Origin of the sequence: Promicromonospora sukumoe 327MFSha3.1 (assembly GCF_000385135.1) — a bacterium.
Classification (GTDB): domain Bacteria; phylum Actinomycetota; class Actinomycetes; order Actinomycetales; family Cellulomonadaceae; genus Promicromonospora; species Promicromonospora sukumoe_B.
Genome location: NZ_ARQM01000013.1, coordinates 164,132 through 179,956 on the forward strand (window position 1 = coordinate 164,132; position 15,825 = coordinate 179,956).

The 15,825-nt window shown below is 72.9% G+C and carries 14 protein-coding genes; 5 read left to right on the forward strand and 9 right to left on the reverse strand.

Annotated features, from left to right (window positions below):
• Positions 1 to 133 precede the first annotated feature (133 nt).
• The 6 genes from H291_RS0121620 to H291_RS0121645 all read right to left on the reverse strand — a co-directional run bounded on the left by H291_RS0121620 (position 134) and on the right by H291_RS0121645 (position 6,382).
• Positions 134 to 1,306, reverse strand: a complete 1,173-nt coding sequence (locus tag H291_RS0121620) for a ubiquitin-like domain-containing protein (RefSeq protein ID WP_157237236.1) — start codon at positions 1,304 to 1,306, stop codon at positions 134 to 136.
• Between the two features lie 90 nt (positions 1,307 to 1,396).
• Positions 1,397 to 2,332 (reverse strand): TatD family hydrolase, encoded by a 936-nt coding sequence (locus H291_RS0121625; RefSeq protein ID WP_020017118.1) that lies wholly within the window; start codon positions 2,330 to 2,332, stop codon positions 1,397 to 1,399.
• A 7-nt stretch (positions 2,333 to 2,339) separates the two neighbouring features.
• Positions 2,340 to 3,965: a methionine--tRNA ligase gene (metG, locus tag H291_RS0121630; protein WP_020017119.1), complete on the reverse strand. Its 1,626-nt coding sequence runs from the start codon at positions 3,963 to 3,965 to the stop codon at positions 2,340 to 2,342.
• Between the two features lie 64 nt (positions 3,966 to 4,029).
• Positions 4,030 to 4,752, reverse strand: coding sequence for a nucleotidyl transferase AbiEii/AbiGii toxin family protein (locus H291_RS31135; RefSeq protein WP_198012563.1), 723 nt, complete (start codon positions 4,750 to 4,752; stop codon positions 4,030 to 4,032).
• A complete protein-coding gene (locus tag H291_RS31140; protein WP_020017121.1) occupies positions 4,686 to 5,048 on the reverse strand; it encodes a hypothetical protein in 363 nt (120 codons plus the stop codon). The genes H291_RS31135 and H291_RS31140 overlap by 67 nt, the downstream gene beginning before the upstream one ends.
• 110 nt (positions 5,049 to 5,158) lie before the next feature.
• The gene (locus H291_RS0121645) at positions 5,159 to 6,382 is read right to left on the reverse strand and encodes a PQQ-dependent sugar dehydrogenase (protein WP_198012564.1); all 1,224 of its coding nucleotides are present in this window, start codon (positions 6,380 to 6,382) and stop codon (positions 5,159 to 5,161) included.
• Positions 6,383 to 6,520: 138 nt separating this feature from the next.
• On the opposite strand from H291_RS0121645, the gene H291_RS0121650 reads away from it, so the two are divergent.
• Complete coding sequence (locus H291_RS0121650; RefSeq protein WP_020017123.1) at positions 6,521 to 7,117, forward strand: isochorismatase family protein; 597 nt, start codon at positions 6,521 to 6,523, stop codon at positions 7,115 to 7,117.
• Positions 7,118 to 7,174: 57 nt separating this feature from the next.
• Here H291_RS0121650 and H291_RS0121655 read toward each other — a convergent pair whose 3' ends face one another.
• Positions 7,175 to 8,947, reverse strand: coding sequence for a dolichyl-phosphate-mannose--protein mannosyltransferase (locus tag H291_RS0121655; protein ID WP_232216139.1), 1,773 nt, complete (start codon positions 8,945 to 8,947; stop codon positions 7,175 to 7,177).
• A 33-nt stretch (positions 8,948 to 8,980) separates the two neighbouring features.
• Here H291_RS0121655 and rsmI point away from each other — a divergent pair, with 33 nt between their 5' ends.
• A complete protein-coding gene (rsmI, locus tag H291_RS0121660) occupies positions 8,981 to 9,856 on the forward strand; it encodes a 16S rRNA (cytidine(1402)-2'-O)-methyltransferase (protein WP_033327687.1) in 876 nt (291 codons plus the stop codon).
• A 77-nt stretch (positions 9,857 to 9,933) separates the two neighbouring features.
• Here rsmI and H291_RS0121665 read toward each other — a convergent pair whose 3' ends face one another.
• Positions 9,934 to 11,544: a family 20 glycosylhydrolase gene (locus tag H291_RS0121665; protein ID WP_020017126.1), complete on the reverse strand. Its 1,611-nt coding sequence runs from the start codon at positions 11,542 to 11,544 to the stop codon at positions 9,934 to 9,936.
• A gap of 48 nt (positions 11,545 to 11,592) precedes the next feature.
• Positions 11,593 to 13,233 (reverse strand): hypothetical protein, encoded by a 1,641-nt coding sequence (locus H291_RS0121670; protein WP_157237238.1) that lies wholly within the window; start codon positions 13,231 to 13,233, stop codon positions 11,593 to 11,595.
• 125 nt (positions 13,234 to 13,358) lie between these two features.
• Here H291_RS0121670 and H291_RS0121675 point away from each other — a divergent pair, with 125 nt between their 5' ends.
• The 3 genes from H291_RS0121675 to H291_RS0121685 all read left to right on the forward strand — a co-directional run bounded on the left by H291_RS0121675 (position 13,359) and on the right by H291_RS0121685 (position 15,818).
• Positions 13,359 to 13,943, forward strand: a complete 585-nt coding sequence (locus H291_RS0121675) for a TetR/AcrR family transcriptional regulator (RefSeq protein WP_020017128.1) — start codon at positions 13,359 to 13,361, stop codon at positions 13,941 to 13,943.
• Positions 13,944 to 14,103: 160 nt separating this feature from the next.
• Positions 14,104 to 14,532 carry an organic hydroperoxide resistance protein gene (locus H291_RS0121680; RefSeq protein WP_020017129.1) on the forward strand — a complete coding sequence of 143 codons (429 nt, stop codon included), beginning with the start codon at positions 14,104 to 14,106 and terminating at the stop codon, positions 14,530 to 14,532.
• Positions 14,533 to 14,705: 173 nt separating this feature from the next.
• Positions 14,706 to 15,818, forward strand: a complete 1,113-nt coding sequence (locus tag H291_RS0121685) for a hypothetical protein (protein WP_020017130.1) — start codon at positions 14,706 to 14,708, stop codon at positions 15,816 to 15,818.
• Positions 15,819 to 15,825 lie beyond the last annotated feature (7 nt).

Here is a 15,825-nt window from a genome sequence, read left to right on the forward strand (position 1 = left end):
GGCCGATCCGGCGGTCCAGGAGACCGTAACCCTGCCGTTATCAATTGCAAGACCTATCCGAGAAATGTGGTGGCGAAACGTCAGGGTAGGTCCAACAATGTCCTAAATGTTCCAGGGTGAAAAAGTCCCCGGATCAGTACCAGCCGATGTCCACGGAGTGGGCCCAGGCGCCGCACGGCGTGCCGTAGCGCCCGGAGATGTAGCCCAGGCCCCACTCGATCTGGGTGGCAGGGTTGGTCAGCCAGTCGCTCCCGACGGTGGCCATCTTCGAGCCCGGGTTGGCCTGGGCGATGCCGTAGGCTTCGCTGCTCGGGTTGTCGGCGTTCCAGCGCCAGCCGCTCTCCTTCTGCCAGAGCTGGTCCAGGCAGGAGAACTCGTCGGCGCCCCAGCCGCGCTCCGCGGCCATCGCCTGGCCCAGGGCCCGCGCGGAGCCCGGGTCCACGGGCGCGGTGGCGACGTCCATGGTGCCGACCACGAGCACCTCGTTCACGGGCTTGCGGGTGACCTTGCGGTCCACCAGGGTGCGTTCGACGACAGCGCCGCCAACCGTCTTGACCTTGTACGTCACCTTGGCCTCGCCCGCCACGCCCGCCGTGCGGATGGACTCGTAGCCCTGGGGCAGGCTCGGGTCCTCGACCGTCTCGGTCTCGAACGGCACCACCTCGGTCACCGTGCGCGACGACGACGCGTCGCGGCTGACCATGACGATCATCCCGTCCACCGCCGCGGCGTCGAGCGGCACCGACGTCACGTCGCCCTCGGCCAGCGCGATGCCTGCCTCCTCGAAGACGGACCGCACCGTGGACCCGGTGGTGCTGAACTCGAGCACCGAGCCGTCCACGGCGATGTTGACCTCCTTGACCGTGGAGAACCGCACCGGGTCGCGGTCGAGCTGCGTGGTGCGGGACGCCGTGGCGATCGCACCGTCACCACGCGGCCCGAGGGCCGCGAGCAGCTCGCCCACCGTGCCGGCGGTGGTGCGCAGCGTCATGACCTGGCCGTCGAGCTCGACGGTGACGTCGCGGCTGGTGCGGACCACCACGGTCCCGCCGGCGCCGACGGCGGACGTGGCGGCCGGCTGCACGACGTCGTCGCGCTCCAGGTCGATGTGCTGCGAGGCGAGGGCCTCGGCGACGGTGTCGCCGTAGACGCCGACCGTGCGGACGTCGCCGTTGTAGTCGATCGTGAGGGTCGCCGCGTTGGCGACGTACACGCCGCTGACGCCCGCGAGCACGCCGACGACGGCACCACGGACCAGCCAGCGGGCCGGTTTGCTCGCGAGCCACGGCCGTGCGTACCTCACCACGAGCACCAGACCGTAACGGAACAAACCTCGCAGGAAAAGACGTGGGGTTATGAAATCAAATGCCGCTTTCTTCGCCCCAATGCGCCATTCTTACCAGTTGCCGTAGACACGCCCGGAGTTGGCGCTGATGTCGGCGCACAGCGTCGCGAGGTCTTCCCCGAGGTGGGCGGCCATGGCCCGCACCGTGTGGGCCGCCGCGAAGGGGGCGTTCGGCTGCCCTCGGTACGGGTGCGGCGTGAGGTACGGGGCGTCGGTCTCCAGGAGGAGGAGCTCTCGCGGCGCCACGGTCACCGCCGCGCGCAGGTGGTCGTTCGACTTGAACGTGACCGGGCCGGCGAACGACAGGTACCAGCCGTTCTCGGCGCAGACGCGGGCCATCTCGGCGTCGCCGCTGTAGCAGTGGAAGACGGTGCGCTCGGGTGCGCCGTCGGCCAGCAGGACCTCGATGACCTGGGCGTGCGCGTCTCTGTCGTGGATCTGCAGGGCCAGGCCGAGCTCCTTGGCCAGCGCGATGTGCGCGCGGAAGCTCTGCCGCTGGGCCTCCTCGCCCCGCGGGCCGGTGCGGAACAGGTCCATGCCCGTCTCGCCGATCGCGCGGACGCGGTCGTTGCCCTTGGCCAGGTCGGCGATCTCGGCGATGGCGTCGTCGAGGCCCACGGCGTGGTGCTCCTGGGGCTCGGGCGCGAGGCCGTCCGGACCCACCTCGTCGATGCCCGCGTGCAGGGTGGCCTCGTTGGGATGGATGGCGAGCGCCCCCACCGCCCGCGCCTCGGTACGGACCAGGGCGTCGGTCCAGCGGGCCGACGGCAGGTCGCAGCCCACCTGGACCACGCGGTCCACGCCTGCGGCCACGGCGCGCGCCAGGTGGTCGGCGACGGACGGCGGCCAGGGGCCGGGCTCGCCGTCGGGCGCCGTGGGCGGCAGCACCGAGGCGATGTGGTCGAGGTGGGTGTGGTTGTCCACCACGGGGACGGGCAGGGGCTCCGGGGCGGCCGGGAACCCGCGTTCGCGTGTGCGCTTGGCCATCGTCGGCTCAGGCGGCCGTGTCGTCGAGGCGCGGGAACAGAGCGGCGCCCTTGGTCACGGTGGTGCCGGCGGGCAGCACGCCGAACGTCGCCGCGCCCTGGAGCGGCTGGGCGTCCAGGGCCCCGAGCGCGGCCTCCGCGCCGAGCAGCTCCCACAGCCCGGCCGCAGCGCGCGGCGTGACCGGGTTGAGCAGCACCGCGAGCGAGCGCAGCGCCTCGGTGGCGGTGACCAGCGACGTCGCCAGGCGGCCGCCGTCCACCCCCGTGCCCGACTCGTCGACCTCGCCGGGCTCCTTGGCGAGCTTCCACGGCTGGGTGTCCGCGAGGTAGCCGTTGGTGGCGTCCACGAGCGTCCAGACCGCGGAGACCGCGTCGTGGATGGCCAGCCGGTCGATCGCCGCCTCGGCGTCAGCCACGGCCCGGGCCGCGACCCGGGCCAGTTCGGTCTCGGCGTCGGTGAGCGGGCCCGGGGCGGGCAGGGAGCCGCCGAAGTACTTTCCGATCATCGCGGCGGTCCGCGACGCGAGGTTGCCGAAGCCGTTGGCGAGCTCGCCGTTGTAGCGGGCGGTCATGTCCTCCCAGGAGAACGAGCCGTCACCGCCGAACGCGATGGTCCGCATGAAGTAGTACCGGAACGCGTCCGAGCCGAACGTGTCGATGATGTCGGCCGGCGCGATGCCCGTGAGCTTGGACTTGCTCATCTTCTCGCCGCCCACCAGCAGCCAGCCGTGCGCGAACACGGTCTTGGGCAGGGGCAGCCCGGCGGCCATCAGCATCGCGGGCCAGATCACGGCGTGGAACCGCAGGATGTCCTTGCCGACCAGGTGCACGTCGGCCGGCCAGGTGCGCGCGAACTGCGCCTTGCGCTCCGGGTCGTCGCTGTCCAGGCCCACGGCCGTGGCGTAGTTGAGCAGCGCGTCGAACCAGACGTAGAGCACGTGGGAGGTGTCCCACGGGATGGGGACGCCCCAGTCGAACGTCGAGCGCGAGATCGACAGGTCCTGCAGTCCCTGCCGCACGAAGCTGGCCACCTCGTTGCGGGCCGACGCCGGCTGCACGAACTCGGGGTGCTCCTCGTAGAGCGCGAGCAACCGGTCGGCGTAGGCGCTCATCCGGAAGAAGTAGTTCTGCTCGGACAGCATCTCGACGGGCCTGCCGTGGATGGAGCACACCTTCTGCCCCGCGTACTCCCCCGTGCCGTCGAGCAGGTCGCCCGGGAGCTTGTACTCCTCGCAGTCCACGCAGTACGGCCCCTCGTAGGAGCCCTCGTAGATCTCGCCCTTGTCGTACAGGTCCGTCAGGAACGCCTGGACGGCGGTCTCGTGCCGCTCCTCCGTGGTGCGGATGAAGTCGTCGTTGCGCACGTCGAGGGTCTGCAGCACGGGCTTCCACGCGGTATCGACCAGCCGGTCGGCCCAGACCTGCGGGCTCACGCCGTTGGCCTCTGCGGTGCGCAGCACCTTCTCGCCGTGCTCGTCCGTGCCGGTCAGGAACCAGACGTCCTCCTGCCGCTGGCGGTGCCAGCGGGTCACGACGTCGGCGGCGACCGTCGTGTACGCGTGCCCGATGTGCGGGGCATCGTTCACGTAGTAGATCGGCGTCGTGAGGTAGAAGGACTTCTGGTCTTCCGGCATGGCGTCAATGGTAGTTGCGCGAGGCCCGCTGACCACGTGGTTATCCACAGGCCCGGGCGGTGGCTCAGCGGGCGCCGGTGGGGTCGATCTCGTCGGCCCAGTCGAGGAAACGGTCGACGATGGCGATCCGCTGCACCGAGCCCACGTCGTACAGCGCGAAGTCGGAGGCGGGATAACGCCCGGCCTGCCGGAACCGCTCTGCGAGCATGTGCCGGTCGAGGGGCACGGACTCGATCCGGTCCCCCATCGCCAGCACGTCGCCCCGACTGAACCGTCCGGACCCGACCACGGTGTCGATGTCGATGTAGTCGCGCGCCTCGCCGCGCGACCAGAGCGCGCCCATCTTGTTGGCCACCGCGTCGCGCGGATCAAGGACAGGACCGATCTCGAGCAGGCGCGGCGGGAACTCGCGATAGTCCCACCCGAGCTGGATGTCGCTCCAGGTCGCCGTCGCCTCGTCGCTGACGCGGAGGTCGGCGAACGTGGGACCGATCCTGTTGTCGACCACCGTGAACCCTTCGGCTCGGAACGCCCCGCGGACGGCCTCGACCGCCTGAGCGAACTGCTCAGGATCCCCGCGGTCGGTGAAGAGGTCGACGTCGACCGACGGACGGTCTCCCATGCCGTTCGCAGAGATGGCATAACCGCCGGCGAGCACGAACCCGTACTTGTCCGCCGCCCCGAGCCCGATCCGGGCGAGGCGGTCGTGGAACGGGCGCATCAGGCCGTTCTCGCCATGCTTCGCGCGGCGAGCTCCGGAAAGGCGTCCTCCCAGATCGCGCGGCACCGCCTCGGCAGGTTCAGCTCCGGCCAGAGCTCGATGAGGAGGCGGCGATCGAGGATCTGGACGTGGTCACGAGCAGTCCCGTCCCGGACGGCCGCGCTGTACACGCTCCAGCGCTGGGCCGGGTCATCGATGTCGTACACCGGGTCGGGTGCCGTGGAGATCGGCGCCCAGACACGGACTACCCCCGTCGTCGGACCCTTCAGGTCGGCGAGCGAGTCCGGCGTGACGTACGGGATGTGGTCGGCGTAGACGTAGCCGCGCGGCACCGTGCGGTACCCGCCAGGTTCTGCGGACATCCTGTTCACCCCTCTCGTTCGCCGGTGGTCCGAGCCTACGACGCGGCCCCTTCCCGGCGGCCAGGATATCCACAGCCCTAGACGTCTGCCAGTGGATACACCCCGGCCCGTTACTCCGCCGCGGTCACCGTGACCCGCAGCAGCCGGTCGTCGACCACCCGGCCGTCCTCGGTCGCGGGCTCGCCCCGGCCGTCGGTGTTGCCGGTCAGCACCCACAGCTCGCCGTCGGCCCCGGCCTGGACCGCGCGCAGGCGACCGAACTCGCCTGCCAGCAGCGCCTGCGGCTCGCCGAAGCCCGGGCTCTCACCGGCCTCGATCTCCTCCGCCGTGCCGAGCAGCGGCACGCGCCACAGCCGCTCGCCGCGCAGCGCGGCCAGGTACACGGCGTCATCGGTGACCGCGATGCCCGACGGCGACGCCTCCGACGTCGGCCACCACGCCACCGGGTCGACGAACCCCTCCTGCTCCCCGGGCCCCTCGACCTCCGGCCAGCCGTAGTTGTTGCCGGGCTCGATCACGTTCAGCTCGTCCAGCTCGTTCTGCCCGAACTCGCTCGCGAACATGCGGCCGCTCGCGTCCCAGCCGAGGCCCTGCACGTTGCGGTGCCCCAGGGACCACACGGGCGAGCCGGGGTCCGGGTTGCCCGGGGCGGGATCGCCGTCGGGCGTGATCCGCAGGATCTTGCCGCCCAGCGAGTCCGGGTCCTGCGCGTTCGCGGGGTCACCGGCGTCGCCGGTCGCGACGTACAGGTACCCGTCGGGCCCCAGCGCGATCCGGCCGCCGTTGTGGTTGGAGGCGCTGGGGATGCCGTCGAGGATCGTGGTGACGTCGCCCAGCGTCATGCCGTCCAGGTCGAGCTCGGCACGCAGCACCGCGTTGTCCTCGGCGCCCGTGCGGTACAGGTAGGTCGTGAACGTGGGCCCGGTGTCCTCCGGGTCGACCGCCACGCCGAGCAGGCCGCCCTCGCCGTTCGGCACCGTCTGGTCGGCCACCTCCCGCACGCCGTCGGAGTCCTGGAGCGGGTGGACGTCCCCCTCGGGGTGCACCACGGCGAGCGACGCGTCGTCGCGCATCGTGACCAGGAAACGCTCGCCCGGCAGCGGCGCGATGCCCCACGGGACCGGCAGCTCCTCGGCCACCACCTCGGCCTCCGCCGTCACACCGCCGTCCGAGGGTTCCGTACCCTCCGTGCCCGACGCCGCCGTCGTGCTCGCCGAGGCGCTCGGGCTCGGCGACACGACGCCCGGTTCCGCCGCCCCGCTGCACCCGCTCACCCCCGCGACCAGGGCCGAGACCAGCACGGGCACTGCCAACCGACGCGCAATAGGGTCCACGGTCCCATCCAATCATCGAGGGAGGCCGGGTGGTCGGTAGAAGGTCACATGATCGGCAGCCCGGGCTGCCGATCATGTGACGAACTACCGACCGGCCCGGGGTACCCCGGGCATCCATCGCGGTGGGAGGGTGGAGCTATGAGCCTTACCGAGTCCGGGACCGAGCGCAGGGCGCTCATCGTCGTCGACGTGCAGCCCACGTTCTGCGAGGGGGGCGAGCTGGCCACGGAGGGCGCGAACGAGATCGCGCACCGCGTCGCCGCCTACGCCGCGGCCCACCGCGACCGGTACACCACCGTGGTGACCACGCAGGACTGGCACATCGACCCGGGCGAGCACTTCAGCGAGACCCCGGACTTCGTCGACTCGTGGCCGCCCCACGGCGTCGCCGGCTCGCCCAACGCCGAGCTGCACCCCGCGCTCGACGACCTCGCCCCCGACGTCCGGCTGCTCAAGGGCCAGTACTCGCACGGCTACTCCGGGTTCGACGGCGCCGACGAGCACGGCCGCAGCCTCACGACCGTCCTGTCGGAGGCCGCGGTGACCGCCGTCGACGTCGTGGGCCTGGTGCAGTCGCACTGCGTCAAGCACACCGCGCTCGACGCCCGCCGCGCCGGCCTGCACGCCCGGGTGCTGACCGACCTGACCATCCCGGTCTCGCCCGCCCAGGGCGAGGAGGCGGAGCGCGAGCTGACGGCCGCGGGAGTGGACCTCCGCGACTCCTCGACCATCTAGCCAACCCGTGTCAGACGTACAGGTCACTCGGGTGACCTGTACGTCTGACACGCCGGGCTAGATCCAGCTCGGCAGCACCATCAGCCGCTGCCAGTACTCGTACGGCACCGGCATCGCCGTCCAGATCGGGTAGTAGAGCACGCTCACGCCCACGATCAGCAGCATCAGCACCGCGGCCAGCCAGCACACGATCCGCCGGTCCGCGCTGCGGCGCGGGGTCCGTTCCAGCCCCACGGCCAGCAGGTACACGAGCGTGAGGATCACGAACGGCGTGAACACGATCGAGTAGAACGTGAAGATGGTGCGGTCCGCGAGCGGCCACGAGTAGAGGAACCACGGCAGCCAGCCGGCGGCGATCCCGACCAGGGCGGCGGTGCCCCGCCAGTCGCGGTACCGGAGCACGAGCACCAGGGCGATCGGGATCGCGATGGCGCCGAGCCACCACAGCAGCGGGTTGCCGAGCGACGTCACGGCGGTGGCGCAGTCGCTGGTGGCGTCGGCGGGGCAGGGCCCCTGGCCGGGCGCGAACTTCTCCCAGAAGAACGACGTGGGACGCCACTGCACGATCCAGCCCAGCGGGTGCGACGCGTAGTTGTGGTCCGAGTCCAGCCCCGTGTGGAAGTCCCACATCATGCGGTGGTACTCCCACAGCGACCGCCCGGCCTCCCAGGCGCCCTGCGCCCAGCCCCAGTCCGGCCACCAGCCCGGCGGGTTCACCCCGTTGACCACGGCCCAGTCGCGCAGGTACGACTTCGGGTGCGCGAACCAGGCCGACCACGACGCGACGTACACCGCGAGCACGGTGGGCAGCACGACCAGGGCGGCCGGGACGGCGTCGACCACCAGGGCGTCCTCCCACCACCGGCCGATGCCGGCCGTGCGCCGGGCGGTGAAGTCCCACACCACGGTGAGCAGGCAGAACGCGGCGACGAAGTAGAGGCCCGACCACTTGACGCCGCACGCGAGGCCCAGCGACACCGCTGCCGCGAGGCGCCACCACCGGAACCCGAGCCGTGGCCCGTACTGCCCGACCGAGCCGCCCGCCTCGACGATCTGGGCCACGCGGTCCGCGAGCCTACGTCTGGCCCACTCGCGGTCCATCACCAGGCAGCCGAAGGCGACGAGCACCCAGAACATGAGGAACTGGTCCAGCAGGCCGGTGCGCGAGTGGACGATCGCCTCGCCGTCGACGGCGAGCAGCAGGCCCGCGGCCAGGCCCAGCAGCGTGGACGAGAACAGGCGGCGCGCGATGCGCACCATGAGGAACACGGCCACGATGCCGATCACGGCACTCGCGATACGCCACGCCATCGGGTCGGTCGCGCCGCCCATGAGGCGCATCCCGATGGCGATCATCCACTTGCCGACGGGCGGGTGGACCACGTACTCGGCCTCGTCGGTCTTGTACGAGCTCACGTCGCCGGCCTCGAACGCCGGGTTGGGCTTGTCGGGCCAGGCGGCCTCGAAGCCGAGGCTGGCCAGCGACCAGCCCTCCTTGACGTAGTACGTCTCGTCGAAGACCAGCTTGCCCGGGCGGCCCAGCGCCCACAGCCGCGCGCCCGCGGCGATCGCCGTCACGACCAGGGCACCGAAGAGGCCCCAGAAGCGGTCCGACGCGCGCCGGCCGAGCGCGAGCCGGCGCTCGCCCAGCAGGTCGCGCAGGAGACGGTCGCGCACCGGCGGCTCGGCCGGCGGGACGGCCGGGAACGAACCCGTGGACGTCATCCGCGCGCCCACCGCCTCGCGGCGCACGTGCGCCCCGTACGTTCCGGGCAGAGCCTGCTGCGCTGCGGCGTGACGCGCTCCGGTGGCTTCAGGCTGCTGAGACACCGGGCCAGCATAGAGCGTGGGACAGTGTGGTTCATGACCGACTCGTCCCCGGCTCCTGGGCCCGCGCCCGAGGCCGGCACCCTCGTCCTGGCCGCCACCCCGATCGGCAACCCGGAGGACGCCTCACCCCGGCTGGTCCGCCTGCTGGCCGACGCCGACGTCGTGGCCGCCGAGGACACCCGCCGCCTGCACGCGCTCGCCGGGCGGCTCGGCGTCGAGGTGCGCGGCAAGGTGACGAGCTACCACGAGCACAACGAGACGGCCCGGGCGGACGAGCTGCTCGACGTCGTCGCCGACGGCGGCACCGTGGTCGTGGTGACCGACGCGGGCATGCCGTCCGTCTCCGACCCGGGGTACCGGGTGGTCGAGCGCGCCATCGAGCGCGACCTGCGGGTCACCGCCGCCCCCGGGCCGAGTGCCGTCCTGACGGCCCTGGCGCTGTCCGGGCTGCCGACCGACCGGTTCACGTTCGAGGGGTTCCTGCCGCGCAAGGCCGGCGACCGGTCCCGCACGCTCGCCGCCGTGTCCGCCGAGCCGCGGACCATGGTGTTCTTCGAGGCGCCGCACCGGATCGCGGAGACGCTGGGCGCCATGGCGGTCGCGTTCGGCGACACCCGCCCGGCCGCCGTCGCGCGCGAGCTCACCAAGACCTACGAGGAGGTGCTGCGCGGACCGCTCGCCGAGCTGGCCGAGCGTGCCACCGCCGAGCAGCTCCGCGGCGAGATCTGCGTGGTGGTCGGCGGGGCGCCCGCCGTCCAGGCCAGCGTGGACGACGTCGTGGGCGAGGTCCTGGAGCGGGTCGCCGCGGGCGAGCGGCTCAAGGCCGCGGTCGCCGAGGTGGCCGACGCCGCGGGCGTGGCCAAGCGCGACCTGTACGCGGCGGCGCTGGCGGCGCGCCCGGCGAGGTAAAGAGGTCTCGACAGGCTCGACCCGCGGGGCTTCCGCAGGTCGAGCCTGTCGAGACCCAGGCCTGTCGAGACTGCCGACTACCAGTCGATCTGCGGCGTCGGGTGGTACGAGGCGCCGTCGCGGCGCCAGGCGCCCGCCTCGACCGCGATGCGACCCCGGAACGACTCCCAGTCCTTGGCGCCCGGCTGCGACCAGGCGGCCTCGGCCACCGCGGCGAGCCGCGGCAGCAGCATCGAGAACAGGTGGTCCCGGTTGAGCAGGGTCTCGGTCCAGACGGCGGCCGACACGCCCTCGATCGCCGACTCGGGCAGCCCCTCGATGAGCGTCGCCGGGTCCCAGTCGTAGGAGTCGTGCAGCTCGACGAACGCGGCCCACTGCTGGCCCAGCGGGTGCTCGGGCGTGTACTTCATGTCCAGGTAGGCCTTGTCGGCCGGGGACATCACGAACCGCGCGCCGGCCTGGGCGGCGCGCAGGAACGGCTCCGGGTCGGGCCGCGTGTCCCAGTACTGCAGCACCGTGCCGGCCTCGACCAGGGCGGGCGCCTCGCCGGCGCCGTGCCCGGCATCGGCCCCGGTGGCCGCGCCGGCCTCGGCCTCGGCCCCGCCCGCCGGGGCGCCGCCGTCGGCCGCCAGCGCGGCCACGGCCGCCTGGTCGCCGTGCGCGGAGCCCGCGGCCTCCTGCCAGGCCACCGGCGTCTTGCCCGCGCCCGTGATGATCTCCTGGCACAGCACCACGAACCGGCCGAACTCCTCGGGCTGCATCACCAGCACCTCGTCGCCGCCGAAGTGCACCCACGGCCCCAGCGTCATCCGCGCGACGTCGGTGAACACGTCGCGCAGGAACGGCTCCGTGGTCGGCAGGTCGAAGTGCAGCTTGGAGAAGCCCACCTCGATCCCGTCGTACGCGTCGGTGGCCTCGCCCGACGGCATGAGCTCGCCATAGGCGTGCGTCGCCGCGTTGACGTGCCCGGGGACGTCGATCTCCGGGACGATCACGATCTCGCGCTCGGCCGCGTACTCCTGCAGCTCGCGGTACTCGTCGGCGGTGAGGAACCCGCCGGTCGCACCCGACACGGCGCCCTGCGACGACTTCTCGGTCAGCGCCGGCCGGGACGGGATCTCCAGCCGCCAGCCCTGGTCGTCGGACAGGTGCAGGTGCAGCCGGTTCATCTTGTAGGAGCCCACGAGGTCCACGACCGCCCGCAGGTCGGCCGGTCCGAACCAGTGCCGCACCACGTCGAACGACAGGCCCCGCCACGAGTACCGCGGCTCGTCGCGCACCGCGACGGCGCGCACCTCGAGCGGGGCCCCCGACCCTGCGTCCTGCGCGGACCGGCCCGCGTTGGCGAGCTGGCGCAGGGTGCGCACGCCGTGCAGCAGACCGGAGCGCTCGGGGGCCGCGACGGACACGCCCTCGGCGGTCACCGTGAGCGTGTAGCGCTCGGGGTTCGCGGAGCCCGCGGGGCCCGCGGCGGGGTCGGACGTGAGGGTGACGGGCACCCCGCCGTCCGGCGCGACGGCGGCGCCGGCGCTCGTGAGCAGCTCACCCGCGAGCCGCGCGGTCACGGCGTCGGGCGCGCCGATCGTAACGGTCCGGAGGTCCAGCACCCCCTCGCCCGGCTGGAGCTCGACAGGTACGGGGATGATGGCGTCGGCGACGACGGCCGCGCCGCTGCTCACGGTGGTCACGATTGTTAGGGCCCCTTCGCTCCGATGGATGCCCGCAGTTTGGCAGGTTCAGCTGGCGGAGACCAGGCCCAGGAGCGGTTCCGTGGGCAGGATGCTCGTCGCGTCGGCGGGCACCTCGCTCGGCGCGGACCAGCCGAGGATCGCGTGGGCGGGCAGCCCGGCGGCCACATCGGCCCAGACGCCGTCGGCCGTGGCCTGGCCCGCCGCGGGGCCCGCGGCGGTGAAGACCACCGCGACCTGCGACGGGATCCGCAGCTCGGCCCGGTCGACCACGGACGCCGCCGTCGACTGGTGCACCTCCAGCATGATCTGCGGCAGGCCCTTGTCGGTGGCCAGCGTCGCCAGCCGGTCCACGACCTCCTGCAGCTCCGCCACGGGGACGGTCCCGGCGGTCGCGCCGTTCCCGGCGAGCCGGAACTCCGGGTGCACCGAGAGGCCGACGCCCGGCTTGGCCAGCAGCGGCTCGAGGGCGTCGATCTGCGCGGCCAGGGGCTGGTCGCCCGGCGCGACGTCGAGCAGCACGACCTGCCCGGCCTTCCGGATGGTCTCGACCGCCGGGGTGAGCGCCTCCAGCGGCTGCTCGTCCACGTGGTCGCCGTCCTCGCCCGGCGCGCCGGACCGCACGCTCGCGGTCACGAGGACCAGCGGCGACCCGCCCAGCGTCGTACCGTTCGTGGCGGCGGCCTCCGTGGCGCGCAGCGCGTCCGCGGCCGGGTCGGCCACGCCGGCCGGCACCGTGTACGACGTCGACACGTAGCGCCCCGGGAAGAGCTGCAGCTCGCCGCCCGGCAGCGTCACGCCCGACGTCACCACCGACACCTGCCAGCCGAGCTCCTCGGCCCGGCCGAACTTCCCGCCGATCCCGACGACGCCGAGCGGGTTGAGCGCGCGGATGGTGTCGACGGTCCCGGCATCCCCCGCCACGTCGCCGCCCGGCACCTCGACCGGGACGGCGCCGGCGGCCAGTGCCGTACCGATGGCCGCCTCCTGCCCCGGCTCGGGGGCGACGACGACCATGGTCTCCTGCAGCAGCTCGGGATCGGTGACGTCGGGGATGTCCGCGCGCAGGTTGCTCAGCTCGGCCGCGGGCAGCCGCTCGGCGGTCGGCAGCTCGACCTTGGCCGCCCGCTTGCCGTCGCCCTTGTCCTCGGCGTCGGCGTCCGCGTCGCCGCTCTTACCGGCCGAGGCCGCGGCCTCGGCCGCCGCGTTCAGGGCACCCGGGTCGAAGCGGACCACCTCGGACTCCCCCGCGGCGGGGCCGACGGCGGCGACGGCCTGCTCGTCGCCGATGACCACGACGGTGTCCGCCCCGAGCCGCTCGAGCTCGGCCACGACGTTGGTGTCGGAGACACCGCCGTCGGTGAGCAGCACCGGCGCGGCGACGGCGACGCCGGTGGCCGCGGCGGTCGCGCGCGCGGCGGCGTCGTCGGCCGAGGCGATCACGGCGACCGGGCTCGCGTGGAAGAAGGCCTGGCTCGCGGTGAGCGCGAGCTCGGCGGGGTCTGTCGAGTCGAGTACCAGGGCGGGCCCGGAGGGCTCCCTGACCTGGAACTTCTCCCCGGTCTTGCCGTCGTCGCCCTCGGCCGTCGGCACCGTGCAGCCGGTGAGGACGAGGGCGGCGGCCGCGAGCAGTGCCGCGGCGGAGGCAGATCGGTGGTGTGGGACGAATCGGGCGTTCCGGATAACCACGGATGCCATTCTCCCCCACCGGGCGGCGATGTGGAAACCCCGGGCAGGTAGACGAACCCGTCAGTACACCACGAGTAGACTCATCTCTTTCAGATCCACGAACGAGTACGGAGGCAGGTGCGCACATGGGCACCACGACGGCCCCTTCCACCCGGGACCGCATCCTCGACGCGGCCACCGAGCTGTTCTACGCGCACGGGATCCGCGCGGTGAGCGCCGACAAGATCATCGACCGCGCCGGCATCACCAAGGTGACGTTCTACCGGCACTTCCGCACCAAGGACACCCTCGTGGTGGCCTACCTGGAGCGGCAGGCGGCCTGGGAACGCGGGGCGCTGGAAAGCCTGCGCGCGTCCGTCGGCGACGCCGAGGCGCTGCACCGGTTCGCGGCGAGCGTCGGCACCGAGGCCTGCAAGCCGGGCTTCCGCGGCTGCTCGTTCATCAACGCGGCCGCCGAGTACGCAGAGCCGGGCAGCCCGGTCCGCGCGGTGGTCGCCGAGCACCGCGCCTGGTACCGGCAGACCTTCGCCGAGATGGCGGAGCAGCTCGGCGTGGCCGACCCCGAGCAGGCGTCCTACGAGCTGATGATGCTGCGCGACGGCGCCATGCTGTCCGGCTACCTCGACGACCCCGCCCGCGTCGGCAGCGCCCTGGACCGCGCGATCTTCGCCGTCGTCGACGCCGGCCAGCCGGCCGGTTCACGGGGGTAGCAGCACCGCCCAGGTTCGCCCGAGCCCGTCGTCACGCACCGTGACGGCGGGCTCTCGCGTTGCCCGGCTTGTGCCCGCGCGTCCCGTGTGGCTAATGTAGACGTACTAGTTCGTCTACATCCGGACCGGTCAAGCACCGGCCTCGAGAAGGAGCGCATCCATGGCTGACAGCATCTACACCGCAGTCGCGACGTCCACCGGTGACGGCCGCGCCGGAGGCCGCACGGTGAGCGACGACGGCCTGCTGGACCTCAAGCTGGCGATCCCCACCGACATGGGCGGTCCGGGCGGCGCCACCAACCCCGAGCAGCTCTTCGCGGCGGGCTGGGCCTCGTGCTTCCACAGCGCGCTCAAGGCCGTCGCCGCGGCGAAGAAGGTCGCGGTCAGCGACTCCGCCGTGGTCGCCGAGGTGAGCATCCACCCGGCCGACGGCGGCGCGTTCACCCTGAGCGCGGCGCTGCACGTCGAGCTCTCCGGCGTGGACCAGGCCACCGCGGACGAGCTGGTCGAGGCCGCCCACGCGGTCTGCCCCTACTCCAACGCGACCCGCGGCAACATCGAGGTCACGGTCGACGCGACCGTCGCCTGAGCCGGAGGCGCAGCGGAGGGTGGGGGCCGAGGTACGAGGCACCTGCCCGGAGCGGAGCCGCAGGCTCAGGCGACAGAAAACGGAGCCTGAGTCGGTAACCCGCAGGAGCGTCAGAGGCTCAGGTCACCATGGTGACCTGAGCCTCTGACATCTGCCGGAAGAGAAGGAACCACATGCCGTTCGCCGACGAGCTCATCAGTGACCGCACCGCGCAGGCCCTGGCCCGCGCGATCGGTGCGGCGGCGCCCGACGCCGTGCCGCACGCGCTGCCCGCGGCCGCGGGCCGGCTCGGCGACCTGTCGCTGCGCGAGCGGGCGGACCTGCTGCGCGACGCCCTGCTCACCGACCTGCCCGGCGACTACGCGCGCCTCGCCCGGGTGGTGCGCGCCGCGCGTGACGGCGCGGAGCCGTTCGGGGGCTGGCTCGTCTGGCCGGTCACGAGCGCCGTTGCGACCCGCGCCGTCGAGGAGGGCACGGACGCGGCCTTCGACGACGCGATGGCACTGCTGGCCGAGCTGACCGGCCGGCTCACCGCGGAGTTCGCCGTCCGCACCCTGCTGCGGCACGACCTGGACCGCGCGCTCGCCACGGCGGCGACCTGGGCCGCGTCGGACGACGTCGACGTGCGCCGCCTGGCCAGCGAGGGCACCCGCCCGTACCTGCCCTGGTCGGTCCGGGTGCCGGAGATCCTGGCCCGCCCCGGGGTGACGGTGCCGGTGCTCGACGCCCTGTACCGGGACGAGAGCGAGTACGTGCGCCGGTCGGTGGCCAACCACCTCAACGACCTCAGCCGGGACCACCCGGAGCTGGTGGTCGCGACGGCGGCGCGCTGGCTCGCAGACCCCGCGCCGACGACGCCGGGCCTGGTCCGGCACGCCCTGCGCACGCTGATCAAGCGCGGTGACCCGGGCGCGCTCGCGCTGCTCGGGTTCGGCCCGGCGACCCTGGAGATCGACGGGCCGCTGCTCGACGTCGCCCGGGTTCCGTTCGGCGGGACGGTCCGGTTCACGGCCGCGGTGCGCAACGTCGGCGCCGACGAGGCGCGGCTGTCGATCGACTACGTGGTGCACCACCAGAAGGCCAACGGCTCGCAGACCACCAAGACCTTCAAGCTGACCACCCGGACGCTGGCCCCCGGCGAGCAGGTGGAGCTCAGCCGGGAGCACTCGTTCCGGCCCATCACCACGCGCCGCTACTACCCCGGGCCGCACGCCGTGACGTTGCAGGTCAACGGCGTCGTCACCGATCCGGCCGTCTTCGAGCTGGACGCGCCCTCGGTCGACTGAACCCGCT